Annotated in this window: 20 protein-coding genes and 2 pseudogenes; 12 read left to right on the forward strand and 10 right to left on the reverse strand. The window is 53.5% G+C overall.

Annotated elements, in window-relative coordinates; translation table 11 throughout:
* Nucleotides 1-8: 8 nt before the first annotated feature.
* From D3H35_RS09175 to D3H35_RS09190, 4 genes are all read right to left on the reverse strand, one after another.
* Nucleotides 9-1,427: a glycosyltransferase family 4 protein gene (locus tag D3H35_RS09175; protein ID WP_119148773.1), complete on the reverse strand. Its 1,419-nt coding sequence runs from the start codon at nt 1,425-1,427 to the stop codon at nt 9-11.
* On the reverse strand, nt 1,412-2,389 hold the full coding sequence (locus D3H35_RS09180) for an NAD-dependent epimerase/dehydratase family protein (protein WP_119148774.1): 978 nt from the start codon (nt 2,387-2,389) through the stop codon (nt 1,412-1,414). Before D3H35_RS09180 ends, D3H35_RS09175 begins: the two co-directional genes overlap by 16 nt.
* Nucleotides 2,386-3,678, reverse strand: coding sequence for a nucleotide sugar dehydrogenase (locus D3H35_RS09185; protein WP_119148775.1), 1,293 nt, complete (start codon nt 3,676-3,678; stop codon nt 2,386-2,388). Before D3H35_RS09185 ends, D3H35_RS09180 begins: the two co-directional genes overlap by 4 nt.
* A 101-nt stretch (nt 3,679-3,779) precedes the next feature.
* Entirely contained in the window at nt 3,780-4,703 is a 924-nt protein-coding gene (locus D3H35_RS09190) for a glycosyltransferase family protein (RefSeq protein ID WP_147355790.1), read from the reverse strand.
* A 159-nt stretch (nt 4,704-4,862) separates the two neighbouring features.
* On the opposite strand from D3H35_RS09190, the gene galE reads away from it, so the two are divergent.
* The 4 genes from galE (at nt 4,863) to D3H35_RS09210 (ending at nt 9,264) form a co-directional block, all read left to right on the forward strand.
* Nucleotides 4,863-5,855: a UDP-glucose 4-epimerase GalE gene (gene galE, locus D3H35_RS09195; RefSeq protein ID WP_119148777.1), complete on the forward strand. Its 993-nt coding sequence runs from the start codon at nt 4,863-4,865 to the stop codon at nt 5,853-5,855.
* A gap of 193 nt (nt 5,856-6,048) precedes the next feature.
* Nucleotides 6,049-6,930 carry a UTP--glucose-1-phosphate uridylyltransferase GalU gene (gene galU, locus D3H35_RS09200; protein WP_119148778.1) on the forward strand — a complete coding sequence of 294 codons (882 nt, stop codon included), beginning with the start codon at nt 6,049-6,051 and terminating at the stop codon, nt 6,928-6,930.
* Complete coding sequence (locus D3H35_RS09205; RefSeq protein WP_119148779.1) at nt 6,923-7,897, forward strand: GDP-mannose 4,6-dehydratase; 975 nt, start codon at nt 6,923-6,925, stop codon at nt 7,895-7,897. Before galU ends, D3H35_RS09205 begins: the two co-directional genes overlap by 8 nt.
* Complete coding sequence (locus tag D3H35_RS09210) at nt 7,894-9,264, forward strand: UDP-glucose dehydrogenase family protein (protein ID WP_119148780.1); 1,371 nt, start codon at nt 7,894-7,896, stop codon at nt 9,262-9,264. Before D3H35_RS09205 ends, D3H35_RS09210 begins: the two co-directional genes overlap by 4 nt.
* Before the next feature lie 352 nt (nt 9,265-9,616).
* Here the strand turns inward: D3H35_RS09210 and D3H35_RS09215 are convergent.
* The 5 genes and pseudogenes from D3H35_RS09215 to D3H35_RS09235 all read right to left on the reverse strand — a co-directional run bounded on the left by D3H35_RS09215 (nt 9,617) and on the right by D3H35_RS09235 (nt 19,555).
* Nucleotides 9,617-10,807: pseudogene (locus D3H35_RS09215) on the reverse strand (IS256 family transposase).
* Nucleotides 10,808-11,891: 1,084 nt separating this feature from the next.
* A complete protein-coding gene (gene zapA / locus D3H35_RS09220) occupies nt 11,892-14,555 on the reverse strand; it encodes a cell division protein ZapA (protein ID WP_119148781.1) in 2,664 nt (887 codons plus the stop codon).
* A gap of 120 nt (nt 14,556-14,675) precedes the next feature.
* A complete protein-coding gene (gene pheT, locus D3H35_RS09225; RefSeq protein WP_119148782.1) occupies nt 14,676-17,123 on the reverse strand; it encodes a phenylalanine--tRNA ligase subunit beta in 2,448 nt (815 codons plus the stop codon).
* Nucleotides 17,124-17,150: 27 nt separating this feature from the next.
* Entirely contained in the window at nt 17,151-18,185 is a 1,035-nt protein-coding gene (gene pheS / locus D3H35_RS09230) for a phenylalanine--tRNA ligase subunit alpha (protein WP_119148783.1), read from the reverse strand.
* A gap of 398 nt (nt 18,186-18,583) precedes the next feature.
* Nucleotides 18,584-19,555 (reverse strand): glycosyltransferase family 2 protein, encoded by a 972-nt coding sequence (locus tag D3H35_RS09235; RefSeq protein ID WP_119148784.1) that lies wholly within the window; start codon nt 19,553-19,555, stop codon nt 18,584-18,586.
* Nucleotides 19,556-20,032: 477 nt separating this feature from the next.
* Between D3H35_RS09235 and D3H35_RS34715 the strand changes: the two are divergent.
* From D3H35_RS34715 to D3H35_RS33435, 3 genes and pseudogenes are all read left to right on the forward strand, one after another.
* Nucleotides 20,033-20,593 (forward strand): annotated as a pseudogene (locus D3H35_RS34715) (glycosyltransferase family 2 protein); the annotation flags it as partial.
* A 257-nt stretch (nt 20,594-20,850) separates the two neighbouring features.
* Nucleotides 20,851-21,183, forward strand: a complete 333-nt coding sequence (locus tag D3H35_RS34720) for a glycosyltransferase (RefSeq protein WP_411675134.1) — start codon at nt 20,851-20,853, stop codon at nt 21,181-21,183.
* Nucleotides 21,184-21,250: 67 nt separating this feature from the next.
* The gene (locus D3H35_RS33435) at nt 21,251-21,601 is read left to right on the forward strand and encodes a glycosyltransferase family 2 protein (protein ID WP_199728497.1); all 351 of its coding nucleotides are present in this window, start codon (nt 21,251-21,253) and stop codon (nt 21,599-21,601) included.
* Between the two features lie 382 nt (nt 21,602-21,983).
* Here D3H35_RS33435 and D3H35_RS09245 read toward each other — a convergent pair whose 3' ends face one another.
* Nucleotides 21,984-22,355, reverse strand: coding sequence for a glycosyltransferase (locus D3H35_RS09245; protein WP_119148785.1), 372 nt, complete (start codon nt 22,353-22,355; stop codon nt 21,984-21,986).
* A gap of 360 nt (nt 22,356-22,715) precedes the next feature.
* On the opposite strand from D3H35_RS09245, the gene D3H35_RS09255 reads away from it, so the two are divergent.
* From D3H35_RS09255 to D3H35_RS34735, 5 genes are all read left to right on the forward strand, one after another.
* Nucleotides 22,716-23,081, forward strand: coding sequence for a hypothetical protein (locus D3H35_RS09255; protein ID WP_119148787.1), 366 nt, complete (start codon nt 22,716-22,718; stop codon nt 23,079-23,081).
* A 709-nt stretch (nt 23,082-23,790) separates the two neighbouring features.
* Nucleotides 23,791-23,979, forward strand: a complete 189-nt coding sequence (locus tag D3H35_RS34725) for a glycosyltransferase (protein ID WP_411675138.1) — start codon at nt 23,791-23,793, stop codon at nt 23,977-23,979.
* Nucleotides 23,976-24,098, forward strand: a complete 123-nt coding sequence (locus D3H35_RS09275; protein WP_119148791.1) for a glycosyltransferase — start codon at nt 23,976-23,978, stop codon at nt 24,096-24,098. The genes D3H35_RS34725 and D3H35_RS09275 overlap by 4 nt, the downstream gene beginning before the upstream one ends.
* 1,126 nt (nt 24,099-25,224) lie before the next feature.
* Nucleotides 25,225-25,485 carry a tRNA ligase subunit PheS family protein gene (locus tag D3H35_RS34730; RefSeq protein ID WP_459178245.1) on the forward strand — a complete coding sequence of 87 codons (261 nt, stop codon included), beginning with the start codon at nt 25,225-25,227 and terminating at the stop codon, nt 25,483-25,485.
* A 302-nt stretch (nt 25,486-25,787) separates the two neighbouring features.
* Nucleotides 25,788-25,883 (forward strand): tRNA ligase subunit PheS family protein (locus D3H35_RS34735; protein ID WP_411675139.1); only part of this gene is annotated, 96 nt, incomplete at its 3' end.

Raw genomic sequence — 25,883 nt, forward strand, 5'->3', positions numbered from 1 at the left:
TTCACCTCCTAGGAGCCGTAATTTTTGTATTCGTTCAGCACGCGGATAAAGCCGCTGTCGAGTATCGAATATTCCGACGGCAATTGAGGATAGAGCCTTTTCCACAAATTCTCCCCGTCATGATGATCGAACGGAGTGGCTATCATGCTTAATTGTTCGCTGACTAGCGGCGAGCTTTGATTCCTTTTGGTTGCCTTTCTAACCTTATCGCCTTTTTTAATAGTCTCCTCGTACACGGCGAACAGACCGGCGATCATGCGCTCGATCGGCCAATTCGACAATCCGAATTCCCGTGCATTTTTGCCCATCGATTCCCGCAGCGCTTCGTTATCCAACGCTTCCTTGATGTTCAGGTACAACGATTCTCCACTGCCCGCTTTGGCTATCAGACCGGTTTTGTTATGCTCGATCATGCCGGGCAGCCCGCCAGCGTCGGTTACGACGATCGGTTTGCCGGCCAATTGCGCCTCCATGACGGCAAACGGCAAATTGTCCTGAATGCTGGGCAAAACGAAAATATCGGAAATTTTAAGAAGGACGGGAACGTTATGCTGACTCCCCATGAACAGAACGTTGTGCTGGAGGTTGCATTCTTTGGTCAGCTGCATCAATTCGTCGCGAAGCACCCCGTCGCCCATCAACCAACAAACCCAATCGTCTCTTTCCTGCTTCAGCTTCACCAACGCTTCGAGCAAGTACTTATGTCCCTTCTCGACGGACAGGCGCGCCGGGCATGCAATGATTCTTTTGTTATTGGGCGGACCGATTAACGGCGTTTGCTCCATACGTTCCATAAAAGAATCGATATGGATTCCGTATGGCACGACTGTAATATTATCGCTGGGAACGTTGTTCTCTTTGATCAGCATGCCTTTGAGCCATTCGGACGGAACGATGATCTCGTCGGCCGCAATCGCGCCGTAATGGTCGCGGAACATGGCGTAGTGCCACCTTATCGAATCTTTGCTCTTTATTTCTTCCTGCAGCAGCTGTTCGTGAGCAAAAGCTCCGTGAAGAGTGGCGATCAGCGGCGTTTGCTTCGGCTTGATTCGAGCCATGGCGCGGGCGGAAATAACGTCCTGGGCGTGAATCAAATCGTACTTCCACAAGTCGAAGCAGCTCGCCGCCAATTCGAAGCTGATCCGTTCGAACTCGTAATCCTTCACCCGGGCGTCCAATCCCGGGAAATACTGATCGTACAGGGGACCTACCTTTTCTTGAACCTGGTATTTGACCTTGTATTTCATGACGAATTTTCCGCTGTTGGAGATGTAGTACTTCAATACGTCCGGATGGTGGGTAAGAAGATCGACTTCATGCCCTTCGCGCTCCAGAGCTTGCTTAAGCTCCTTCACATAAGGCCATAGCCCCGCTGTGGATGGAAGATAGAAATAACAGGTGAGCAAAATCCTCATGCGCTTCGCCATCCTTCATTATCCTTGTACCAAGCTATCGTCTTCGACAAGCCTTGCTCCATATTCGTACGAGGAGAGTAGCCGAGCATCCCTTCCGCTTTGCTGATATCCGGCAGCCGGTTTTGCATATCCTCGTACCCGGGCCCGTACGCCGCTTCGTAGGGGATATGGACGATCGATGAAGCCGAATCGGTCAATCGCTTGATCTGAGCGGCCAATTCATTGATCGTCAGCCGATAGGTCGTTCCGATATTAAAAGCATGCTTGTCGAAAGCAGGGTCCATGCAAGGAAGAAGCCCTCCGATGACATCGTCGATAAAAGTGAAGCATCTCGTTTGTTCGCCGCTGCCGTATACCGTAATATCGTGCCGGCCCAGAGCCGCAACGATAAATTTCGGCACGACGCCTCCATACTGCGTGGAGGTTTGGCGCGGTCCATACGTATTGAAAAACCGTACGATCGTAACCGGAAGCCCTTTGTCCGCATAAGCAAAGCAAATATGTTCATCCAACGCTTTGGCCGTCGCATAGCACCATCGATGAATGTGAGGAGGTCCCAGAACCCGGTCCGATTGCTCGGTGAACGGAAGCTCGTTGTTTTTTCCGTATATTTCCGAAGTGGATGCGAATATGACCTTCACTCGATTTTCCCAGGCGATTTCCAAAATGTTTCTTGTTCCGTCGATATTCCCCTCGATGACTTTAAGCGGATTTTCAACGGTGTTTTTCACTCCCAGCACGGCGGCGAGGTGGTATACAATTTCGCATTCGGCCAACAATTGCCGCACTAGCGGACGGTCCAGAATAGAGCCTTGGACAAATCGGAATCGCGGGTTCTCCTCGAGCCCGGCAATGAACTCCCGTTTGCCGTTAGACAAGTCATCCAGCACGACAACTTCATGCCCTTGCTCGATTAAGGCGTCGACCAGGTGGGAACCGATGAATCCGGCGCCCCCCGTGACCAAAATTCTCATGGTTTCCCTTCTCCCAACTGATAGACTTTTGCTTTGCCTTGCTGTCCATAGAGAGCGTGCCGGGTATCGAAAACAAGAGAGGCATGATCGAGGATCCGTTGAGCCGGCAAATCGGAGTGATTGGTCAACAGGATCAAGACGTCGGCGCTTGCCAGCTCTTGATCCGTAAGCGGTACGCTGGATATCGATTCATGCTCAATCGTTATAGAAGGAATGTATGGATCGTGGTAGACAACGTCGGCGCCTGCTTTTTTCAATTTGCGAATAATGGGAATGGCGGCGGAATCTCTCGTATCGGCGATGTCGCTTTTGTAGGTGATTCCATAGACTATAATACGGGCCAGCTTTAACGGCTTTACGAAGCGAAGAAGCTGTTCGGTCCGGTCGACGATATAGTTGACCATGTCGTGATTCATTTGATCGGCGAGCTCGATGAACTTGCTGTTCAAGTCGCTTTGTTTGGCTTTCCATTGAAGATATAACGGATCGACCGGAATGCAATGTCCGCCGATTCCGGGTCCCGGGTAAAAAGCGTGAAATCCGTACGGCTTCGTGCTTGCGGCCTGGATAGCTTCCCAAAGATCCAAATGAAGGTAATCGCACAGGATGGCCAATTCGTTGATGAACGAAATATTAATGAACCGGTAGCTGTTCTCCAAAATTTTCGCCATCTCGGCTACCTCTGTCGAAGAGACGGGAACGACTTTTTGGTAGATGCGGCTGTAAAGCTCGAAAGCTTTCTCCTTGCAGACTTCCGTAACGCCGCTTAGTATTTTCGGAATTTCGTCAACGGCATGGCTTCGGTTGCCCGGATCGATTCTCTCGGGCGAATAGGCCAGATAGAAATCGATTCCCGCCTTAAGCCCGCTTTGTTCCAAGATCGGGAGCAGCACCTCCCGGGTCGTCCCCGGATAAGTCGTGCTTTCCAAGACGACAACCTGGTCTTTTTGCAGCCGCCGCTTAATTTGCTCTCCCGCGTCTTGTACATAACCAAGATCCGGGGTACCGCTCTCCGTTAACGGCGTTGGAACGCAAATAACGATAGCTTCCACTTGCTTTAACGCGTCATAATCGGCAACTCCCTTGAATTTGTTTGCAGACGCAATCTCCTTGATTCTCACATCGGATATATCTTTGATATAGCTGATTCCCTTCTCCAGACTAGCAAGCTTCCGCCGATCAAGATCGATGCCCGTAACCTCGAACCCCTTCTCGGCCAGCATGACGGCAAGCGGCAGCCCTACGTACCCAAGTCCTATGACTCCTACTCTTGTAATGCCGATGTGCATCCCAGGGATCATCCCTTCCTAGTCTCTTTTTCAAGCTAACTTATTCCAGGAAGGTAGAATGGGAGTGGACGAAGTTCCTCATACCGCGCAAAAAAAAGGATTTACCGCAGCCATTGCTTCATTAGATGCCGCTCATAGTCGAAGTTCTCGTAGCTCCACGGAATGTCGATATATTTGTGATATCCCATTTTTGTATAGGCTAACACGTAATCGTTGACCATCCTGTAAATAGCGTTCGATTGGTCAGGCACATGCAGGCGCATGCTGTTGTCCAGCCATTTTCCCATGCCCGAGTAGTGAAAAAAAACGAGCGGCTTCCCGTTAACCAAATATTGGTTTTTGTCGGACAGCGTCAGCTTGCGCTGTGATAGATTCCAGCTGGCCATGTTGTAGGCCGGATCTTGAATGACGTGCACTCCGTCGAAGAAGCAGGGCACGAGATCCAGCCACTTCTGATCGAGGAACAAGCCTTCGTTCGGATCGGCATAGCTGTAGTCCTTGTTTCTGTCCGCCCACCATGCCAGAAACTTTGCGGACTCCGCCGTTCTTCGCACTCCGAAAAACCCGGCCTGATAGACGCCGTCCTTCAAGTTCACGATCTCTTCGTCGATGGAATTGAGGATTTCTTGCGGTTCCAGACGGTGAGGAGTAAGCAGGATGGAATGGTCCTCCAACAAAGCTTCCAAATGATCCAGAGAACCGTATACGCACAAGTCGGAGTCCAAATAGAGAAATTTTTCCTCTTTGCCGTAGTACTCGAACGCATATTGCAGCAAGTAAGGCTTCAAGGCGCACGCGGCTTCGTAGAGGTTGTACTTCGCAACGAATTTGTAAAAATTCGGTACGCCCAAATCTTTTGCCAGCACGACATGATCGAAGCCTTCGAATTTTTTGGCATCCGGATGAATGTCTTCTTCTACGAGACATAGAACGAGCTTGCAATGCTTGGCGTTGTCTTTCACCGATTTCGCCAGCACTTTAGCGATAGATAGATGATTTCCGCCTGCGACTGAGCAGACTATCACGTGGTCCCACCCCGCATTTGTCATATTATTCATATCGCCGCTATGAACTTGTTTACTGTATGCGGAGCGTTACCATTTCGAAAGGGCATTCACCAGAGTCGAACAAAAAAAGCTGGAATAGCATATAACAGCATGCGTAAAGGTTGAAGGAGGGATTCGATGATTCTCGTAACCGGAGGGGCCGGGTATATCGGAAGCCATGTCGTGAAGCAGCTGTTGGATCTTGGCTTCGAAGTTGTCGTGCTCGATAATCTATCAACGGGACATCGTCAAGCGGTGGACGCCAGAGCCGAATTTGTGAAAGGAAATATCCAGGATGAGCTTACGCTCGATTGGCTGTTCGACACTTATCCGATCGAAGGGGTTATGCATTTCGCAGCCCTTTGCCTGGTAGGCGAATCCGTCGTTCAGCCTTTGAAATACTATGAAAATAATGTGGCTGCGACGACGCTGCTATTGAAAGCGATGGCGAGAAATAGAATAGCAAATTTGATCTTCTCTTCCACTTGTGCGACCTATGGCATTCCCGAAGTCGATATTTTGCACGAGGAGCTTCCGACCCGGCCGGTCAATCCGTATGGCCGATCGAAATTAATGGTCGAGCATATGATACGCGATCTGGCCGATGCGCAGCCGTTCCCCTTCGTCTGCCTGCGCTATTTCAACGCGGCCGGCGCCAGCCCGTCGGGAACGATCGGCGAGTGCCACGATCCGGAGACGCACCTTATCCCTAACGTTCTCTTGCATCTATTAGAGAAGAAGACGGATGTATCGGTGTTCGGCGACGACTACGATACGCCGGACGGCACTTGCATTCGCGACTATATTCATGTTGACGATTTGGCAAATGCCCACATTCTGGCCCTGCAGCGGCTGCTTCGCGGCGATAAGACGGCCGCCGTGTACAATCTGGGAACCGGAACAGGGTACTCCGTGACAGAAATCATTGGGGCCTGCGAATCGATAACGGGCCGAAAAGCGAATGTCATCCATGCCGAACGCCGTCCGGGCGATCCCGACCGCCTGGTCGCTTCATATGAAAAAGCAAGGAGCGAGCTGGGCTGGAGCCCGCAATATTCGTTGGAGGACATGGTGCGAACCGCTTGGAAATGGCATCTCCGTCATCCGGGCGGATATTCGGCGGACCAATAGCATTCGCACAAAAAAGCGGTTCTTTCGCCTGGAAAGAGCCGCTTTTTTGTCGTCTCCTAATCTTGCTTCTCCTGTAAACATAGACAGCTGCCAAATTATACTTGTCGAGGTTAACGTCTAAGAGGCTATTCCAACAAATGCATACTATTGTACATACGTAGCATTCAGCGCAGAGGAAAAGAGGGAACAAAGGATGAGCAGAATCAAGAAGGCAGTCATTCCCGCAGCCGGCTTCGGGACGAGATTTCTCCCCGCAACCAAAGCTATTCCCAAAGAGATGCTGCCTATCGTGGATAAACCCGCCATTCAATATATTGTGGAGGAGGCGATCGATGCAGGAATCGAAGAAATCATTATCGTAACGAGTCGAAATAAAAAAGCCATCGAAGACCATTTCGACAGAAATCACGAAATCGAACAGTTTTTGTACGAACAAAATAAAATTCAACTCTTGAACCTTCTGAAGGACACCGTCCACTCAGAGATCCAATATGTAAGGCAGAGACAAGCGCTTGGACTAGGTCACGCCGTATGGTGCGCGCGAAAATTCATCGGCGACGAGCCGTTTGCCGTTCTTCTCGGCGACGTCATATCGGTCGAAGGAACCTCTTGTCTCAAGCAGCTCATCCAAACATACGAGGAAACGAAGTCATCGGTCATTGCCGTACACCCCGTCGATTGGGCCGATGTCTCGGGCTATGGAGTCGTGAGCGGGAAACATGTAAAAAACGGACTCGTTAATGTGGAACGGCTGGTGGAGAAGCCGAAGTCCGATCCTCCTTCCAACCTTGCAATAATAGGAAGATATATTTTGGAGCCGGAAATCTTTCCGATTCTGGAGCGGCTTTCGCCTGGGGAAGGCGGAGAGCTGCAGCTGACGGACGCGCTGCAAGAGCTCATCAAGCATAAGGAATTGCACGCTTGCATGTTCACTGGAAAAACGTACGACGTCGGCAACAAGCTGGGCTATTTGAAAGCAACGGTCGAATTGGCCTTGGAGCATGACACGCTTCAAAAGCCATTTACCGAATACTTGCAGCAAATCGCATCGAAAAGAGGTGGATCCCTTGAGTAAAATCCTCGTTACGGGCGCCGCAGGGTTTCTCGGTTCCCATCTAGCCTATCAGCTTATTCAGAAAGGTCATCAGATCATCGGAATCGATAATTTGTCTTCAGGAAGATTGGATAACGTCTTGCCATTAATGGAAACGGGCCGATTTCTGTTCATCCCCTTCGACATAACGTCTCACCATGTACTGACATTGGACGCGCTTGCCGGAATCGAAGAAATTTACCACCTCGCTTCTCCCGCTTCTCCGAAGTTTTATCAAAGCTTGCCTTTCGGGACGATAGCGGTCAATACGATCGGCACGAGCTTCATGCTGGAATTGGCCAAAACGAACAACGCGAAAATCGTCTATACGAGCACGAGCGAAGCGTACGGCGATCCCCAGGTTCACCCTCAGCAAGAGGACTATCGCGGCAACGTAAATACGTGGGGGCCGCGGGCCTGCTATGACGAGTCCAAAAGGCTTGGTGAGGTTTATTGCTACGAATATTTTCATCGATATCAGGTACCGGTCAAAGTGGCGCGAATCTTTAACACCTATTCAGCCGGTTTGCAGAACGACGACGGAAGAGTGATTTCCAACTTCGTCACCCAAGCATTGCGACAAACCGAAATTACCGTTTACGGCGACGGCTCTCAAACCCGTTCGTTCTGCTACGTTGACGATACGATACTCGCCTTGCAGCTCATGATGGAAAACGACAGCGCAAACGGAGAAATCATCAACATCGGCAATCCGAGCGATTATTCGATTCTCGAGGTTGCGAAATTGGTACAGAAATTGACGCGCTCCTCGAGTCCCATTACGTTCCGTCCGCTTCCGGAGGACGATCCGAAGCTTCGGCGGCCGGTCATCGACAAAGCCAAAAAGCTGCTGGACTGGCAGCCGAAAGTAAGCCTGGAGGAAGGCTTAAACCGTACGATAGCCGTATACAGAACCCAAAATACCGATAAGAAGGGAATCCTATTATGAACGTTGTATGCATAGGGTCGGGCTACGTCGGAACCGTTACGGGAACTGCCTTCGCCGCTTTGGGCCACCGTACGACCGTCATAGACATCGATGCCGATAAGGTAGAGCTTATCAATTCCGGAAACAGTCCCATCTTCGAGCCCGGACTGGACTCCCTGCTTCCGCAATTGGTAAGCCGCGAATTATTATCGGCATCCACTATGTTTGGAGAGATTGGCTTTGCCGACGTTGTCTTTATTGCCGTCGGCACCCCATCGCAAGCGGACGGCACGGTAGATTTAACCTACGTCAAGTCGGCGGCTCGAAAAATCGGCGAGCACTTGAATCGGGAGCAGCTCACCGTCATCGTTGACAAATCCACCGTCCCCGTCGGAACTTCCGATCTTGTAGCCTCCATCATCGAAGAAGCATCGGGCTTGCGGGCGAACGAAAATTTTGCCGTCGTAAGCAATCCCGAATTTCTAAGAGAAGGCTATGCGCTCGAAGACGTGCTTTTTCCGGATCGGATCGTCATCGGAACCGAACACCCCGGAGCCCGAATCGTCATGCGCGAGCTGTATCGAAATCTGCTTGAGCGGACGAATTACCGGGAGCTGTCGAGGAAGGTAGCCTTTAAGATGAATCTGAATGCTCCGAAAGCCGTCTACTTCGAAACGGATACGAAAAGCGCGGAAATGATCAAGTACGTATCCAACGCATTCCTGGCCGTTAAAATCAGCTACATTAACGAGGTAGCCAGACTTTGCGAAACTCTCGGAGCCAATGTCCTCGATGTGGCGAAGGGAATGGGGCTGGATTCGCGAATAGGAGAAAAGTTTTTGCAAGTATCCAGCGGCTGGAGCGGAAGCTGCTTTCCGAAGGATACGGCGGAGTTATTGGAAACGAGCCGTAAATACGGGTCCGACCTTCTTTTGGTGGAAGCCGCCGTCGACTCCAACTGGAGAATGCATACCAATTGCGTCGATAAGATCAAGCGCCAGCTGAAGACTCTCAATGGAAAAAACATCGGAATTCTCGGTCTCACTTTCAAGCCGAATACGGACGATGCCCGGCATACGCAGTCCTCTTATATCATCGATAAATTGATTGCGCTCGGAGCAAACGTTGCGGTGCACGATCCGAAGGGGATGGAGATGTTTCGCAAGATTAACGGGCATTTGCCTGTCCGTTATTGTCAGAAGGCCGAAGAAGTCGCCGAGCGCGCGGACGCCGTCGTTCTTATGACTCACTGGGAAGAATACGCCGCGCTGGATTGGGCGCACGTGCGCAGCCGGATGAAAAATCCGTACGTATTGGATACGCGCAACTTCTTGATCGACCATCGCCTGAGCGAATTGGGATTCCGCTATGAAGGAATCGGGATTTAACGGCCTCGCTGCTCAAGTCCCTCCCCACTAGCTCCAAGAATGATGACGATGCGAAAGTTACTAGTGGCGTCGGATGACGGGGGAACGCTTGAAATAAGGCACTCTCGGTTACTATCGGCGTCGGATGACGGGGGAACGCTTGAAATAAGACACTCTCGGTTACTATTGGCGGCGGTTGGCGGGGGAGCGCTTGAAATAAGGCACTCTCGGTTACTATTGGCGGCGGATGGCGGTAGCGTCAAGAAGTTTGTGTAGTAGGTTTTTCCATCGGGATGATGGACATGATTTTAGGTTTTAGAGTTGGCGGAGAGCGCAGCTCAAGCGAAGGCGCGGGAGATTGGTTTTTGTGGCGCTACTCCTCGGATGTTATCTTGTCCGAATATCGTGCCTCAAACATCTCGGTTAACTTCTTCTTCACTTCAGGATCTGCAAACCCACGTATGGCGCGACTTTCGTTACGTTCGTTGTAGTCGATTGCCTGCAAGTAAACGATCTTCTCTGCCGCATCCATGTTCGTTAAACTATTCATCGGCTTGAGTCTCTTGCGGATTTCCTTATTCATCCGCTCGATTGGGTTGGAAGTGTAAATGGCTTCCTTGATGAGGCTGGGAAATTTGTAAAAGGTCAGCAACGTAGGCAGTTGCTCCTTCCAAAGTTCCATCTCTTTTGGATACAATTTGCCCCACTTTGCGTAAACCGTGTCGAAGGCTGCTAATGCAAGATCTTTGTCCTCAGCCGTGTAAACCGTTTTGATATCCTCGATAACTTCCGTTCGATGTTGCACCCGGATTTTTGGGAAAGTAGCACGGACTTTGTGCACCACACAATGCTGCACGTCGGCTTTCGGGTAAGTCTCGCGGAAGGCTGCTTCAAGCCCTGTCAGGCCGTCAAACACGCCGAGCAGCACGTCTGTCGCCCCGCGTTTATAAAGATCTTTGAGTACTTCCCGCCAGCCATTTGAACTCTCTTGGCCGCCAATGTAGAAGCCAAGGATTTGCCGGTGACCATCTTCGTCGATCCCCATCGCAAAGTAAACGACTTCGCCACTTACGGTGCCGCGTTTGAGTTTGACGTAAAGACCGTCGAGATAAATAACCGAGTAACGTTTTTTTAGCGGGCGCTGCAGCCAGATTTGAATGTCCTCCAACACTGTCGCTGTAATATTACTGACGGTCGTAGGCGAATATTGGCTACCAAACATGCTTTCAATGAAACGGGCGACGTCTCGTGTGCCCATACCGCTTTTGTACATCTGAATAACAGCTTCCTCTAGCCAACCATCTCGGCGCTGATACGGCTCGAATACGCTGGTTTGGAATTGGCCATTACGGTCACGTGGTACCTGGAGATCTTCAATGTGACCATACTTCGTGTGGAGGGTGCGCGTGTAATAACCGTTCCGGCTATTACGCTGATGTTCTTCCTACTCCTCCAACATGTGTTTGATTTCAGCTCGCATGATCGTCTCAATGTTCTGTTTCACAAACTGTGTGACAAGATTTTCAAATAGATCGTTAAGCATGTTTTCGGGTATAGTAGTCATCGAGTAGGGCTCCTTCTTGGTGGCGTCGTAACCCCGAGAATACCCTACTTTTTTTTGTTTTGGTAAGACTCCAAAACATGGTACACAAACAATTTTACGTCATCCGGATGGCCGGGGAGCGCTTGAAATAAGGCACTCTCGGTTACTATTGGCGTCGGATGGCGGGGGAACGCTTGAAATAAGGCACTCTCGGTTACTATTTGCGTCGGATGGCCGGGGGAGCGCTTGAAATAAGGTACTCTCGGTTACTATTGGCATCGGTTGGCGGGGGAACGCTTGAAATAAGGCACTCTCGGTTACTATTCGCGTCGAATGGTGGGAGAGCGCTTGAAATAAGGCACTCTCAGTTACTATTGGCGTCGGATGGCGGGGGAACGCTTGAAATAAGGCACTCTCGGTTACTATTCGCGTCGGATGGCGGGGGAACGCTTGAAATAAGGCACTCTCGGTTACTATTGGCGTCGAATGGTGGGGGAGCGCTTGAAATAAGGCACTCTCGGTTACTATTGGCGGCGGATGGTGGGGGAACGCTTGAAATAAGGCACTCTCGGTTACTATTGGTGTCGGATGGCGGGAGAGCGCTTGAAATAAGGCACTCTCGGTTACTATTGGCGGCGGATGGCCGGGGGAGCGCTTGGAATAGGGCACTCTCGGTTACTATTGGCGGCGGATGGTGGGAGAGCGCTTGAAATAAGGCACTCTCGGTTACTATTGGCGGCGGATGGTGGGAGAGCGCTTGAAATAAGGCACTCTCGGTTACTATTGGCGTCGGATGGCGGGGGAACGCTTGAAATAAGGCACTCTCGGTTACTATTGGCGGCGGATGGTGGGGGAACGCTTGAAATAAGGCACTCTCGGTTACTATCGGCGTCGGATGACGGGAGAGCGCTTGAAATAAGGCACTCTCGGTTACTATTGGCGTCGGATGGCGGGGGAGCGCTTGAAACAAGGCACTCTCGGTTACTATTCGCGTCGGATGACGGGGGGAACGCTTAAAGAGAATCTACGCTGTAACCATAATAACGCAATAAAAAAGCTATCCAAAGGGCGGCCCCGGTGGATAGCTTTCTCATTCGCATCGTCTTCAATCGCTTTCCAGCAGATCAATCCATTCGTTAAACTCGCTTTGAAGCTTCGAATATTCTTTCTTCAACTCTTCATGCTCCCGCTCAAGAGACGACAGGCTTATCTCCAGTCGGCTTGTCCGTTCCGAATCGGCTGCAGCCTGGTCAAGAGCTTCCGCGATTTCCACCTCACGGGCGTCTAAAGCAGCAGCTTGGGCGCGCGCCGCTTCCAATTCGCTCGCCGCCAATTTCGCGGCTTCGCTCAAATGCTCTTTCGCATTGTCCAACTCGTCGAGTCGGGCTTGAAGGACTGCCGCCCTTTGCTCGGCTGCTGTTCGTTCCCTCTCGGCAGAGGAAACCATCTCCTCGAGAATAAGAGTGGACTCCAGCGCCGATTCCTCGCGCCCTTCCGTCTCGCGAAGCTTGCTCCGCAGCTCCTCGGCTTCCCTGGCCCAATGGTTCGAATCGCTTTCGAGCTTGCCTCGAAGCGATTGCCATTCCTGTTCGCGCTCGCGCCATTCGTCTCGTTCCGCCGCTATAGCCGCTTTCTCTTCTTCCAATTCTCTGCGTGCCATATCGAATTGTCCCGACGCAGCGTCCCGCTCCCCGGCAAGCTGCTTATGCAACGATTGCGCATGCTCGTCATGATCGGCCCTTTCTTGCTCGAGCTTTAACTCGAGATCAAAACGCAAATCGGCCAATTGAGCGGTATTAGCGGCAGTAATTCGGGCCAGCTCCTCCCTATGAGCGAGCCGTTCGCGCTCGAGCTGATCGGCATGCTCCGACCGTATGCCTGCAAACTCGTCGGAGTATACTGCGCTCAGCACCTCCATCTCCGAGGAATATTCTTCCTTCAAGCTTTTTACTTGAACGGCATGATCTTCCCTTTGCTTCGACAGTTCAGACTGATGCTCGTTACGCAAGCTTTCCAGCTCTGCCGACCGCTCGGCGAGGCTCTCCGTTCGAACGCTTTCGAGCTTGGCGGCATGTTCCCCTTTAAACTGAGCCAGCTCGGACTCTTTCGCCGATTTTTGCGATTCCAGTTCGGACTTGAACGACAGTTCAAGCGATTCCAATTCGGTCATATACGACAATTCAAGCGATTCGTATTCGGACTTGTGCGCCATCTCGAGCGATTCATACTCCGTCTTAGCCGCTTGCAGCTTGGTTTCAAGAACTCGTACGATTTCGGCATGCTCGGCGGCAAAAGCCTGTTTAGCCGCGGTCAATTCAGCCGCGTGCATAACTGCGATCGCGTCTATCTCTTGCGCGTGCGATCCTTTGATCGCAGTCAACTCATCTCCGTGCGATTCCGCGATCTCAATCAATTCTTTCGCGTGAGAGCGTCGCAGCTCTTCTAGTTCATCGCCGCTCGCCCGCTTCGATGCTTCCAGCTCCTCCGAGTGAGAAACCGCAGCCGTCTTGAGCCGTTCCTCGTGAGCGACGCGAACGGCATCCAGCTTGGACTTATGCTCGCTATGTATCCGTTCCAACTCTGACTCGTGCCCGCCTTGCAGTTGCTCCAGCTTGGACTTATGCTCGCTATGTATCCGTTCCAACTCTGACTCGTGCCCGCCTTGCAGTTGCTCCAGCTCGGACTCATGCTCGCTATGTATCCGTTCCAATTCGGACTTGTGCCCGCCTTGCAGTTGCCCCAGCTCGGACTTATGCTCGCTATGTATCCGTTCCAACTCCGACTCGTGCCGGTCTTGCAGTTGCTCCAGCTCGGACTTACGCTCGCCCTGTATCCGTTCCAATTCGGACTTGTGTCCGCCTTGCAGTTGCTCCAGCTCGGACTCATGCTCGCTATGTACCCGTTCCAACTCGGACTTGTGCCCGCCTTGCAGTTGCTCCAGCTCGGACTTATGCTCGCTATGTACCCGTTCCAACTCCGACTCGTGCCCGCCCTGCAATTGCTCCAGTTCAGACTTGCGTTCGCCCTGTATCCGTTCCAGCTCGGAGCTGTGTTCGCTTTGCACCCGTCCCAGCGCAGACTCGCCTTCTCTTCGAAGCCGCTGCGTCTCCTCGGCATGCGAGCGGCGCATATCCGCCAGCTTGCCGTCGCACTCCTTGCGCGTATCGGCCAGCTTGGCGGCGAACTGTTGACGGACGCCTTCAAGCTCACGCCTTGCGCGTCCGATTTCCGCCTCGCGGCCTTTTTTCAGTTCGTCCGCTTCGGCGGCATGGGCTCCGCGCAGCTTCGCCACTTCTGCCCTATGCTCCTCGGACGAGCGAGCCAGAGCCTTCTTCGCCTCTTCGAGAGAACGGTTAGCAAGAGCAAGCTCGTCCGCATGCCTGGTCTTTTCCGCATCGAATGCGGTTTCGAAATCCCGCTTCGACTTGTCCAAAGCGGCCGCGAGCTCCAAGCGAGCTTCCTTGAGCTCCGCTTCGGAATTGACGCTAAGCTCGGACAATTCGTTCGACAGCCGTTCGATGTCGGCTTCCGCCTGCCGAAGCCGTTCCATGTCCACTTGCGCGGTAATAAGCTCGTCCGCGACGTTGACGGCCGCCAGCACCGACAACCGCGTCAAGTCCAGCCGATTCGTGCCTCCGGCGATTTTGTTCATCTGATCGTTCACGAGCGCTGCGACCTTTTTCATATGGTCCGGGTTCGAATGTCCCTTCAGCGAGTATTGCGTACCATATATATCAACCGTCACGCGCGTCCCATCGTTTCCATTCACGGCGTGTTCCTCCTATAATTGCCCATTCTAATCGTTACATAACTCCAAATAAGAAGCAGCGAATCATCTTCCGCCAGTTGGCGTATAGATGTATTCGCTGCGACCAATATCGTTTCCTGCTTATTTGCGAAGTTCGGCTCCGAAAGTTTGTTCCAGTTTTTCCACAATTCGGCTGAATGATTCCGTTACCTCTTCATCCGTCAGCGTCCGCTCCGCGTGGCGGTATACGAGCGCCAAGGCAACGCTTTTCTTGTCTCCGCCAAGACGTTCGCCGGTATAGACGTCGAACACGCGAACCGACTGAAGCAGCTCGCCGGCCGCTTCGCGGACCGTTCCCGTCAACTCCGCGCCGGTTACGCCGAGACCGACGACGACGGCGACGTCTCTCTCGACAGCCGGGAAGCGCGGAAGCGCGCGGTATTCGATCGCTCTATCCGCGTATTCGTATACCGTTGCAAGATCAAGCTCCGCCGCGAACGAATCCGTCAAGTCGAAGTCCCGCTGCAAATCGGGATGAATTTGCCCGACGAAGCCGATCGTCTCCAAGCCGCGCTCCGTCCGGAAGCGCACGGCTGCCGTCCGTCCCGGATGAAACCCTTCCGGAGAAGCCGCTTCGAACGATACGCGTCCGGACAAGCCGAGACGGTCGAACGCCAGCTCCAGAAGCCCTTTGGCATCGTAGAAGTCGAACGGCTCCGCCTTGCGGTTCCACGCCGCCGGCGTGCGGTTGCCGGACAACAGCAAAGCAGCGCGCGGCTTTTCGTTCGGCAAACGGGTCAGAACGGCCTCGTCGGTATGATAAACGCTGCCGATCTCGAACAAAGCGATGTCGCTATTACGGCGGGTCAAATTATAAGCGGCCGCTTCGAGCAAGCTCGGCAGCAAAACCGTCCGCAAGACGCTTCTCTCTTCGCTCATCGGCATAGCGAGCGGGATCGGCTTCGCGCCTTCGCCCAGCTCCGCGAACAACGCGGTACGCCCGGCCGAAGTAACGGAATAACTGATCGCCTCGTGCAGCCCGGCATGGGTCCACAACTTGCGAATTTCGCGTCTGATCGACTGGGCGTTCGTGAGCGCCCCCGTCGTCGTCGGCCCTTCGATCGGCGTCGTCGGAATATTGTCGTAGCCGTGCAGGCGGGCGACTTCTTCCACGAGATCGACGTCGCGGGCGATGTCTCCCCGGCGGGTCGGAACCGTTACGCTCCAAGCGTCTTCTCCGGTCTGTTCCGCAGAGAAGCCGAGGCGCGACCAAATTGTTTTCACTTCCAGAGCGGACAGCGACGTTCCGAGCATGCCGTTAATGCGGCCAAGCGAAATCGCGATGACAGCCGGCTCTTGCTGCGAGACGAACGCCTCCGCAGCTCCCTCCGTTACTAACCCTTGCGCGTATTTGGCGATCAGGCCGGCCGCTCGATCCAAAGCCGCGCGCACCCGTCCCGTGTCGACTTCTTTTTCGAACCGGGCCGAAGCCTCCGACCGCAGGCCCAATTGCCTGGACGTGCGCCGAACGTTTCCACCGTCGAACTTGGCCGACTCGAGGATGATATCGACCGTGTCCGAAGCCACTTCCGAATTGGCCCCGCCCATGACGCCCGCAAGCGCGATCGCTTTCTCGGCGTCCGCGATGACGAGCATATGAGGCTCCAGCTTCCGCTCTTGATCGTCCAGCGTTACGAGCGTCTCGCCTGCCCGCGCAAGCCTGACGTCAATGTGTCCTCCGGCTACCTTGGCCGCGTCGAAAGCATGAAGAGGCTGCCCGTATTCAAGCATGACATAGTTGGTTATGTCGACGATGTTGTTGATCGGTCTTACTCCCGCGGCGATCAGACGGTTCTGCAGCCATAACGGGGAAGGCGCCACCTTCACGCCTTTGACGTAGCGAGCCGTGTACAGCGTGCAAAGCTCCGGAGCGCCGATGGTAACTCGCACGAGATCGGACGTTTTGTCCGGCGTCGGGTACAAATCAAGCTCCGGATCGGGAATACGGATCGAACGGCCCGTCAATGCCGCCGTCTCGTAAGCGACTCCGAGCATGCTGAGGCAGTCGGAACGATTAGGCGTCAAGTCCAGCTCCAGAATCGAATCGTTCAGAGCGAGAACGTCAAGAATATCGAGGCCGATCTGCGTATCTTCCGGCAGGACGAGAATGCCTTCCTGCTGCTCCTTCGGAAGCAGCTTATCGTTGATGCCAAGCTCCCGAGCCGAGCAGATCATCCCTTGCGATTCGACGCCGCGCAGCTTGGCGCGTTTGATGTCCAGACCGCCGGGAAGCTTCGCGCCGACGATCGCGACGGGAACCTTGAGACCCGCAGCTACGTTCGAAGCTCCGCAAACGATTTGCAAATCCTCGCCCAGCCCGGCATCCACCGTGCAGACGCTCAGCTTATCGGCGTCGGGATGCTTTTCCCGCGTCTTGACGAAACCGACGACAACCTTCGTAACGCCTGCATTGCGGGACGGCACGGAATCGATCTCGATGCCTCCGCGCGTCAGCATTTCCGCAAGCTCCTGCGGCGCGATGCCGTCAAGGTCTATATAATCGGACAACCATTTGTATGAAACGTTCATGGGAACATCACCTCTTTTCCTATCGGGTTATATCCGGGCGAACTGCCCGAGGAATTTCACGTCGTTTCCGTAAAAATGACGGATGTCGTCGATATCGTATTTGAGCAAAGCGATCCGCTCGACGCCCATGCCGAACGCGAAGCCGGTCACTTCCTTCGGATCGTAGCCGCCATGCTCCAGAACTTTCGGATGAACCATGCCGCAGCCGAGAATTTCGATCCAGCCCGTATGCTTGCACATCCGGCAGCCGTCTCCTCCGCATTGCGTGCAAGTAACGTCGACCTCCGCGCTCGGCTCGGTGAACGGGAAGAAGCTCGGACGAAGACGAATTTGAACCTGCGAGCCGTACATCGCCTGAACGAATTGCAGCAAAGTCCCTTTCAAGTCGCTCATTCGGATGTTCGGGCCGACGACGAGGCCTTCGATTTGATGGAACATGAACGAGTGGGTCGCGTCGTCGTCGTCGCGGCGGTACACTTTGCCCGGGCAAATGACTTTGACCGGGGTTTGTCCGTTCATCGCCTTCATCGTACGGATTTGCACCGGGGACGTATGCGTGCGAAGCAGAATTTCGTCCGTAATGTAGAACGAATCCTGCATGTCGCGAGCCGGATGGTTTTTCGGAAGATTAAGCGCTTCGAAGTTGAAGAAATCCGTCTCCACCTCCGGACCTTCCGCAATCGTGTACCCCATGCCGAGGAAAATGTCCTCAATCTCTTGAGCGACCTTCGTCAGCGGATGAACGGCTCCGACACCTGGCGCCTTGCCCGGCAGCGTCACGTCGATCGTCTCCGCCTGTAGCCGCCGGGCGATCTCGGCCCGGTCGTACTCTTCCTGCTTCTCCGCAATGACGGCTTCGATAGCGGCGCGAACGTCATTGGCCACTTGCCCGATGATCGGACGCTCTTCTGCGGTGAGAGCTCCCATGCCGCGAAGAATTTCGGTCAGTTGGCCTTTCTTGCCCAAATAATGAACTCTCAGGTCGTTCAGCCTGGCGGCGTCGGCGACGTCCGCAAGCTGCTGCAGCGCTTCGGAGCGAAGCGCCTCCAATCGATCTTTCATCGTGTGCACTCTCCTTAATAAAAGCTGTAGAAAATAAAAAAAGCCCATCTCCCAAAAGGGACGAAGGACCGTGGTACCACCCTTAAACGGAACGATTCCCTCGACCGGCCGCCATTTTACGGCTTGGCCTCGCTAGGCTCGTTCCCTCTTCATACGGCATAACGGGCCGCGCACCGGTTTCTTCTACTGGCGGAGCGGCTCGCCTTACGGCGCGCAATCCGCGTTCAAAGATCAGCTCCGGAGTGAATTTCGGCAGCCTGGTTTCCTGGGGGCGCTTGCAGTCTCCGGCGTCCCCTCCCTGGCAGGAAGGCGTCTGCTTACTTGTCTCCATCATCGCATTTCAAGATTTACTGAACATTATAGGTGAAGTTCGGCGCTCAAGCAAGTCGCGCGATCTTTTATCGTTCGGAATATTTTTTGGCGACGGCTCGATATTCATACACTTTCTCTAGTGTTGCGCTGTCGATTTCGAAATGCTCCATCAGTTCATTTTGCAGCTCGACTATTTCTTGATAGAGGACATGCTTGTTATCGATTTTGAACGCGACGCTGTTCGAATGTCTTCTGTGGTTGTTCAAAGAATGATGGTTATAGGCGATATTCCCCTTTTGAAGCAGCCACACGTAAAAAAACAAATCCCCTACAATGCGATACCGGGTCACCCTATGCTCGACTTCTTGAATATCGAATTTTTTGAAGACGACGCCGGATACGTTCGGAATCGTATTTTTGATGACGAGCGTGTCCCTGATTTCGTCGAGTCCTTTTCTTATATAGGAGGATTTCCATTTCTCCATGTCGATATCGTTCGTATAATCCGTGTAATCGTCGGCATAAACCTGTCCGTCCTCATCCGATTGCTTGGACTGCGCGTAGCTTAATACGACTTGGTCGTCCGCCTCGAAGCTTTCCATCATTTTCTCCAAAAAGACGTCCGAGCAGCTGTCGTCCGCCTCGGCTATCCAGATGTAATCGCCGGTCGCCAACGAGATCCCTTTCATCCACTGCTTGAAGACGGAGCCGGAATTGGACGAATTGACAAAGGCTCTTATTGCCGTTTGTTTCCGCGGGTTGCCGGCGGCATACTCCCGGAACAGGCTCACGCTGTTATCGGAGGAGGCGTCGTCCAGGAAAAGGATTTCATAGACGGGAAAAGTTTGATTGAAGACGGTGTCCAATCTTTCTCGAAGATACTTTTCGTAATTGTAATTCGGAATAACGACGCTTACTTTTTTGTGCGGGAAAGGGTCCGGGCGATGGCGTCTTAAGCGCTCGAGTAACCGCGATAAGTTCATACCAGCCTCCGATTTCAACAAATCGAATTTAGTAACAAAATATGCGGTCGTTACGGCTTTCGTTCGATCAGCCAATCCGTCCGCTCCCGCTTCTCTGCCTCTTTTGTCGCCCTCCCCCGCACCCGCCGTGTAACAATGCCGACACTTCTCATATGGTGTACGATCCTGTTAATAAGGCATGAGGTGGATCTATTGGATAAGATTCGTTTTTGGAAAACGATATCGGCTTATCTGCTGCGGCCCTTGAAAAAATTAACCGCAGGAAAACAACAGCCGGTTTTCGATCTTCCAAACGCCGTTCCCGTAGAGCTGCCGGCTCCAATCGACGCTTCCGAACGCGAACGAAAACAACCGAACGCGATCGTTAACGAGCGGAACTTTTCGCATGCGAGCGACGATGCCTTGCCGCAGCCTCCGGGCGGCTTCCGGTTAAAGGCGGCGGCGAAAGATTACGACGCTTGGCTGGAGGTCAATCGCTGGAACGAACGCAGGAAAAGGGTGCTTCAGGCGAAAATCGATCAGCTTAAGAGAAGGCCGCTGTTCAGCATCGTCATGCCGGTCTGGAACCCGCCCATCGCCTTCTTCGAGCTGGCTCTGGAAAGTCTGAGCCGTCAAGTTTATCCCGACTGGGAGCTGTGCATCGTCGACGACGCCAGCACCGATCCGGCGGTCAAAGCGATGATCGGCAAATGGCTGAAGAAGGACGGCCGCATTCGGGCGGAGTTCAACGACAATAACGGCAATATTAGCGCAGCCTCGAACAGAGCGGCGTCGATGGCTTCCGGAGAATTTCTTGTCTTCCTGGATCAAGACGACGAACTGACGCCGAACGCGCTGGGGGAATTAGCTGCATACGTCGACGAGCATAGCGATGCGGACGTGGTTTATTCCGACGACGACAAGATCGATGCGGAAGGCCGGCGGTTCGATCCCCAGTTCAAGCCGGACTGGTCTCCCGAGCTCCTGCTGTCGTTCATGTATTTTAGCCATTTGTTCGTCGTACGCACCGCCTTGTTCCGCAAAACGGGCGGGATGAGACTCGGCTTCGAAGGCTCCCAGGATTACGATCTGGCGCTTAGAGTAACGGAGAAGGCACGGCATATCGGCCATATTCCGCTTGTTTTGTACCATTGGCGCGTTCATTCGGGATCGACCGCATCGAGCGGCGCGGCCAAGCCCTCCAGCTTCGAAGCCGGCAGAAGAGCCGTGCAGGAAGCGTTCGACAGAAGAGGCGTCCGCGCTCGGGTCGTGCAGCCGGATTGGGCCGTCAAAGCGGCCTGCGGCATATTCTCGCCCGTTTTTCCCGACGAAGGGCCGAAGGTCGCCGTCCTGATCGCTACGAAAAACAGGCATGAAATATTAAAAAATGTTTGGAATCGCTGGAGCGTACAAGCTACCGAAATTATGAGATCGTCGTCATCGACAACGGCAGCGACGATGCCGAGACGATTCGCTATTTGGGTTCGCTCCGCCATCGGGTGCTCGCGATCCCGAATCCGAACGGCCGGTTCAATTACGCTTACATCCATAACGAGGCGGTCAAACGGATCGACTCGGAATACGTTCTTTTCCTAAATAACGATACGGTAGCGCTGAAGCCCGAGTGGCTTAGCCAAATGGTCGGATACGCCCATCGGAAGGGAGCAGGCGCGGTCGGGGCGCGGCTGCTGTTCCGGACGGACGCATTCAGCATGCCGGCATAACCCATGGCTTTTACAAGGGGATGGCAGGGCTTCCTTTAAATTGCTGCCCTCCTGGGACAACGGGTATATGAGCTTGGCCAAAGTGAACCGGAATTGCATAGCCGTCACAGCCGCATGCCTTTTGACGCCTCGCGAGCTGTTCATGAGGCTCGGCGGTTTTGACGACCGCTCTTTCGCGGTTTCTTACAACGATGTCGATTACTGCTATCGTCTTCGCGACGCCGGATATCGGATCGTCTATTGCGCCGACGCGGAGCTGACGCATTGCGAAGGCTACAGCCGCGGATTCGTAGACAACCCGGCCGAGGGCGCGGCGTTCAGGGGCAAATACGGCCTCCTGACCGATCCCTACTACAACGGGAATTTATCGCTCGACAACGAAAAATTCGGGATTCGTTCCCAGACGGTGTTTCCGTGATGCGTCGCTCCTTGAGAGACGCCGTTTAGCTCGTATTTTTCGTTGTCGAGCGATAAATTCCCGTTGTAGTAGGGATCGGTCAGGAGGCGTATTTTGCCCTGTGTTCTACTGAACGCGCCCCTCGGCGGGTTGTCTACGAATCCGCGGCTGTAGCCTTCGCAATGCGTCAGCTCCGCGTCGGCAATAGACGATCCGATATCCGGCGTCGCGAAGACGATAGCAGTAATCGACATCGTTGTAAGAAACCGCGAAAGAGCGGTCGTCAAAACGCCGAGCTCATGAACAGCTGCGAGGCGTCAAAAGGCATGCGGCTGTGACGGCTATGCAATTCCGGTTCACTTTGGCCAAGCTCATATACCCGTTGTCCCAGGAGGGCAGCAATTTAAAGGAAGGCCTGCATCCCCTTGTAAAAGCCATGGGTTATGCCGGCATGCTGAATGCGTCCGTCGGGGAACAGCAGCCGCGCCCGACGCGCCTGCTCCTTCCGATGGGCGTATCCGACCATTTGGCTAAGCCACTCGGGCTTCAGCGCTACCGTATCGTTATTTAGGAAAAGAACGTATTCCGAGTCGATCCGTTTGACCGCCTCGTTATGGATGTAAGCGTAATTGAACCGGCCGTTCGGATTCGGGATCGCGAGCACCCGATGGCGGAGCGAACCCAAATAGCGAATCGTCTCGGCATCGTCGCTGCCGTTGTCGATGACGACGATCTCATAATTTCGGTAGCTTGTACGCTCCAGCGATTCCAACATTTTTTTAATATTTCATGCCTGTTTTTCGTAGCGATCAGGACGGCGACTTCGCCCTTCGTCGGGAAAAAGGGCGAGAATATGCCGCAGGCCGCTTTGACGGCCAATCCGGCTGCACGACGAGCGCGGACGCCTCTTCTGTCGAACGCTTCCTGCACGGCTCTTCTGCGGCTTCGAAGCTGGAGGGCTTGGCCGCGCGCTCGATGCGGTCGATCCGAATGAACGCGCCAATGGTACAAAACAAGCGAATATGGCGATATGCCGTGCCTTCCGTTACTCTAAGCGCAGATCGTAATCCTGGGAGCCTTCGAAGCCGAGTCTCATCCGCCGTTTTGCGGAACAAGGCGGTGCGTACGACGACAAATGGCTAAAATACATGAACGACAGCAGGAGCTCGGGAGACCAGTCCGGCTTGAACTGGGGATCGAACGCGCGGCCTTCCGCATCGATCTTGTCGTCGTCGGAATAAACACGTCCGCATCGCTATGCTCGTCGACGTATGCAGCTAATTCCCAGCGCGTTCGGCGTCAGTTCGTCGTCTTGATCCAGGAAGACAAGAAATTCTCGGAAGCCATCGACGCCGCTCTGTTCGAGGCTGCGCTAATATTGCCGTTATTGTCGTTGAACTCCGCCGAATGCGGCCGTCCTTCTTCAGCATTTGCCGATCATCGCTTTGACCGCCGGATCGGTGCTGGCGTCGTCGACGATGCACAGCTCCAGTCGGGATAAACTTGACGGCTCAGACTTTCCAGAGCCAGCTCGAAGAAGGCGATGGGCGGGTTCCAGACGGCATGACGATGCTGAACAGCGGCTTCTCTTAAGCTGATCGATTTTCGCCTGAAGCACCCTTTTCCTGCGTTCGTTCCAGCGATTGACCTCCAGCCAAGCGTCGTAATCTTTCGCCGCGCGCTTTAACCGGAAGCCGCCGGAGGCTGCGGCAAGGCATCGTCGCTCGCATGCGAAAAGTTCGCTCGTTAACGATCGCGTTCGGTTGTTTTCGTTCGCGTTCGGAAGCGTCGATTGGAGCCGGCAGCTCTACGGGAACGGCGTTTGGAAGATCGAAAACCGGCTGTTGTTTTCCTGCGGTTAATTTTTTCAAGGGCCGCAGCAGATAAGCCGATATCGTTTTCCAAAACGAATCTTATCCAATAGATCACTCATGCCTTATTAACAGGATCGTACACCATATGAGAAGTGTCGGCATTGTTACACGGCGGGTGCGGGGGAGGGCGACAAAGAGGCAGAGAAGCGGGAGCGGACGGATTGGCTGATCGAACGAAAGCCGTAACGACCGCATATTTTGTTACTAAATTCGATTTGTTGAAATCGGAGGCTGGTATGAACTTATCGCGGTTACTCGAGCGCTTAAGACGCATCGCCCGGACCCTTTCCCGCAAAAAAAGTAAGCGTCGTTATTCGAATTACAATTACGAAAAGTATCTTCGAGAAAGATTGGACCGTCTTCAATCAAACTTTTCCCGTCTATGAAATCCTTTTCCTGGACGACGCCTCCTCCGATAACAGCGTGAGCCTGTTCCGGGAGTATGCGCGGCAACCGCGGAAACAAACGGCAATAAGAGCCTTTGTCAATTCGTCAATTCCGGCTCCGTCTTCAAGCAGTGGATGAAAGGGATCTCGTTGGCGACCGGCGATTACATCTGGATAGCCGAGGCGGACGACAGCTGCTCGGACGTCTTTTTGGAGAAAATGATGGAAAGCTTCGAGGCGGACGACAAGTCGTATTAAGCTACGCGCAGTCCAAGCAATCGGATGAGGACGGACAGGTTTATGCGACGATTACGGATTATACGAACGATATGACATGGAGAAATGGAAATCCTCCTATATAAGAAAAGGACTCGACGAAATCAGGGACACGCTCGTCATCAAAATACGATTCCGACGTATCCGGCGTCGTCTTCAAAATTCGATATTCAAGAAGTCGAGCATAGGGTGACCCGGTATCGCATTGTAGGGGATTTGTTTTTTTACGTGTGGCTGCTTCAAAAGGGGAATATCGCTATAACCATCATTCTTTGAACAACCACAGAAGACATTCGAACAGCGTCGCGTTCAAAATCGATAACAAGCATGTCTCTATCAAGAAATAGTCGAGCTGCAAATGAACTGATGGAGCATTTCGAAATCGACAGCGCAACACTAGAGAAAGTGTATGAATATGAGCCGTCGCCAAAAATATTCCGAACGATAAAAGATCGCGCGACTTGCTTGAGCGCCGAACTTACCTATAATGTTCAGTAAATTTTGAAATGCGATGATGGAGACAAGTAAGCAGACGCTTCCTGCCAGGGAGGGGACGCCGGAGACTGCAAGCGCCCCAGGAAACAGGCTGCCGAAATTCACTCGGAGCTGATTTTGAACGCGGATTGCGCGCCGTAAGGCGAGCCGCTCGCCAGTAGAAGAAACGGTGCGCGGCCCGTTATGCGTATGAAGAGGGAACGAGCCTAGCGAGGCCAAGCCGTAAAATGGCGGCCGGTCGAGGGAATCGTTCCGTTTAAGGGTGGTACCACGGTCCTTCGTCCTTTTGGGGAGATGGGCTTTTTTTATTTTCTACAGCTTTTATTAAGGAGAGTGCCACGATGAAAGATCGATTGGAGGCGCTTCGCTCCGAAGCGCTGCAGCAGCTTGCGGACGTCGACGACGCCGCCAGGCTGAACGACCTGAGAGTTCATTATTTGGGCAAGAAAGGCAACTGACGAAATTCTTCGCGGCATGGGAGCTCTCACCAGAAGAGCGTCGATCATCGGGCAAGTGGCCAATGACGTTCGCGCGCTATCGAAGCGTCATTGCGGAGAAGCAGGAAGAGTAGACCGGGCGAGATCGCCGGCGGCTACAGGCGGAGACGATCGACGTGACGCTGCCGGGCAAGGCGCCAGGTGTCGGAGCCGTTCATCCGCTGACGAAGGTCGCTCAAGAGATTGAGGACATTTTCCTCGGCATGGGGTACACGATTGCGGAAGGTCCGGGGTGGAGACGGATTTCTTCAACTTCGAAGCGCTTAATCTTCCGAAAAACATCCGGCTCGCGACATGCAGGATTCGTTCTACATTACGGACGAAATTCTGCTTCGCACGCAATACGTCCGGTGCAAATCCGTACGATGAAGGGATGAACGGACAAACCCGGTCAACAGTCATTTGCCCGGCAAAGTGTACGCCGGACGACGACGACGCGACCACTCGTTCATGTTCCATCAATCGAAGGCTCGTCGTCGGCCGAACATCGAATGAGCGCTTGAAAGGGACTTTGCTGCAATTCGTTCAGGCGTTGTACGGCTCGCAGGTCAAATTCGTCTTCGTCCGAGCTTCTTCCCGTTCACCGAGCGAGCGCGGAGGTCGACGTTACTTGCACGCAATGCGGAGGAGACGGTGCCGATGTGCAAGCATACGGGCTGGATGAAATTCTCGCTGCGGCATGGTTCATCCGAAAGTTCTGGAGCATGGCGGCTACGATCCGAAGGAAGTGACCGGCTTCGCGTTCGGCATGGGCGTCGAGCGGATCGCTTTGCTC

Source organism: Cohnella faecalis, from assembly GCF_003570905.1.
In the GTDB taxonomy this organism is placed as follows: domain Bacteria; phylum Bacillota; class Bacilli; order Paenibacillales; family Paenibacillaceae; genus Cohnella; species Cohnella faecalis.

What these genes read in the sequence shown, in the direction of transcription:
- D3H35_RS09275 (WP_119148791.1), top strand. Translation starts at nt 23,976, where the DNA reads ATGAAAGGGATCTCGTTGGCGACCGGCGATTACATCTGGATAGCCGAG.
- D3H35_RS09180 (WP_119148774.1), bottom strand. Translation starts at nt 2,389, where the DNA reads ATGAGAATTTTGGTCACGGGGGGCGCCGGATTCATCGGTTCCCACCTG.
- pheS (WP_119148783.1), bottom strand. Translation starts at nt 18,185, where the DNA reads ATGAAAGATCGATTGGAGGCGCTTCGCTCCGAAGCGCTGCAGCAGCTT.
- galU (WP_119148778.1), top strand. Translation starts at nt 6,049, where the DNA reads ATGAGCAGAATCAAGAAGGCAGTCATTCCCGCAGCCGGCTTCGGGACG.
- pheT (WP_119148782.1), bottom strand. Translation starts at nt 17,123, where the DNA reads ATGAACGTTTCATACAAATGGTTGTCCGATTATATAGACCTTGACGGC.
- D3H35_RS09255 (WP_119148787.1), top strand. Translation starts at nt 22,716, where the DNA reads ATGGCTAAAATACATGAACGACAGCAGGAGCTCGGGAGACCAGTCCGG.
- D3H35_RS33435 (WP_199728497.1), top strand. Translation starts at nt 21,251, where the DNA reads ATGAGCTTGGCCAAAGTGAACCGGAATTGCATAGCCGTCACAGCCGCA.
- D3H35_RS09210 (WP_119148780.1), top strand. Translation starts at nt 7,894, where the DNA reads ATGAACGTTGTATGCATAGGGTCGGGCTACGTCGGAACCGTTACGGGA.
- D3H35_RS09245 (WP_119148785.1), bottom strand. Translation starts at nt 22,355, where the DNA reads ATGTTGGAATCGCTGGAGCGTACAAGCTACCGAAATTATGAGATCGTC.
- D3H35_RS09185 (WP_119148775.1), bottom strand. Translation starts at nt 3,678, where the DNA reads ATGCACATCGGCATTACAAGAGTAGGAGTCATAGGACTTGGGTACGTA.
- D3H35_RS09175 (WP_119148773.1), bottom strand. Translation starts at nt 1,427, where the DNA reads ATGGCGAAGCGCATGAGGATTTTGCTCACCTGTTATTTCTATCTTCCA.
- galE (WP_119148777.1), top strand. Translation starts at nt 4,863, where the DNA reads ATGATTCTCGTAACCGGAGGGGCCGGGTATATCGGAAGCCATGTCGTG.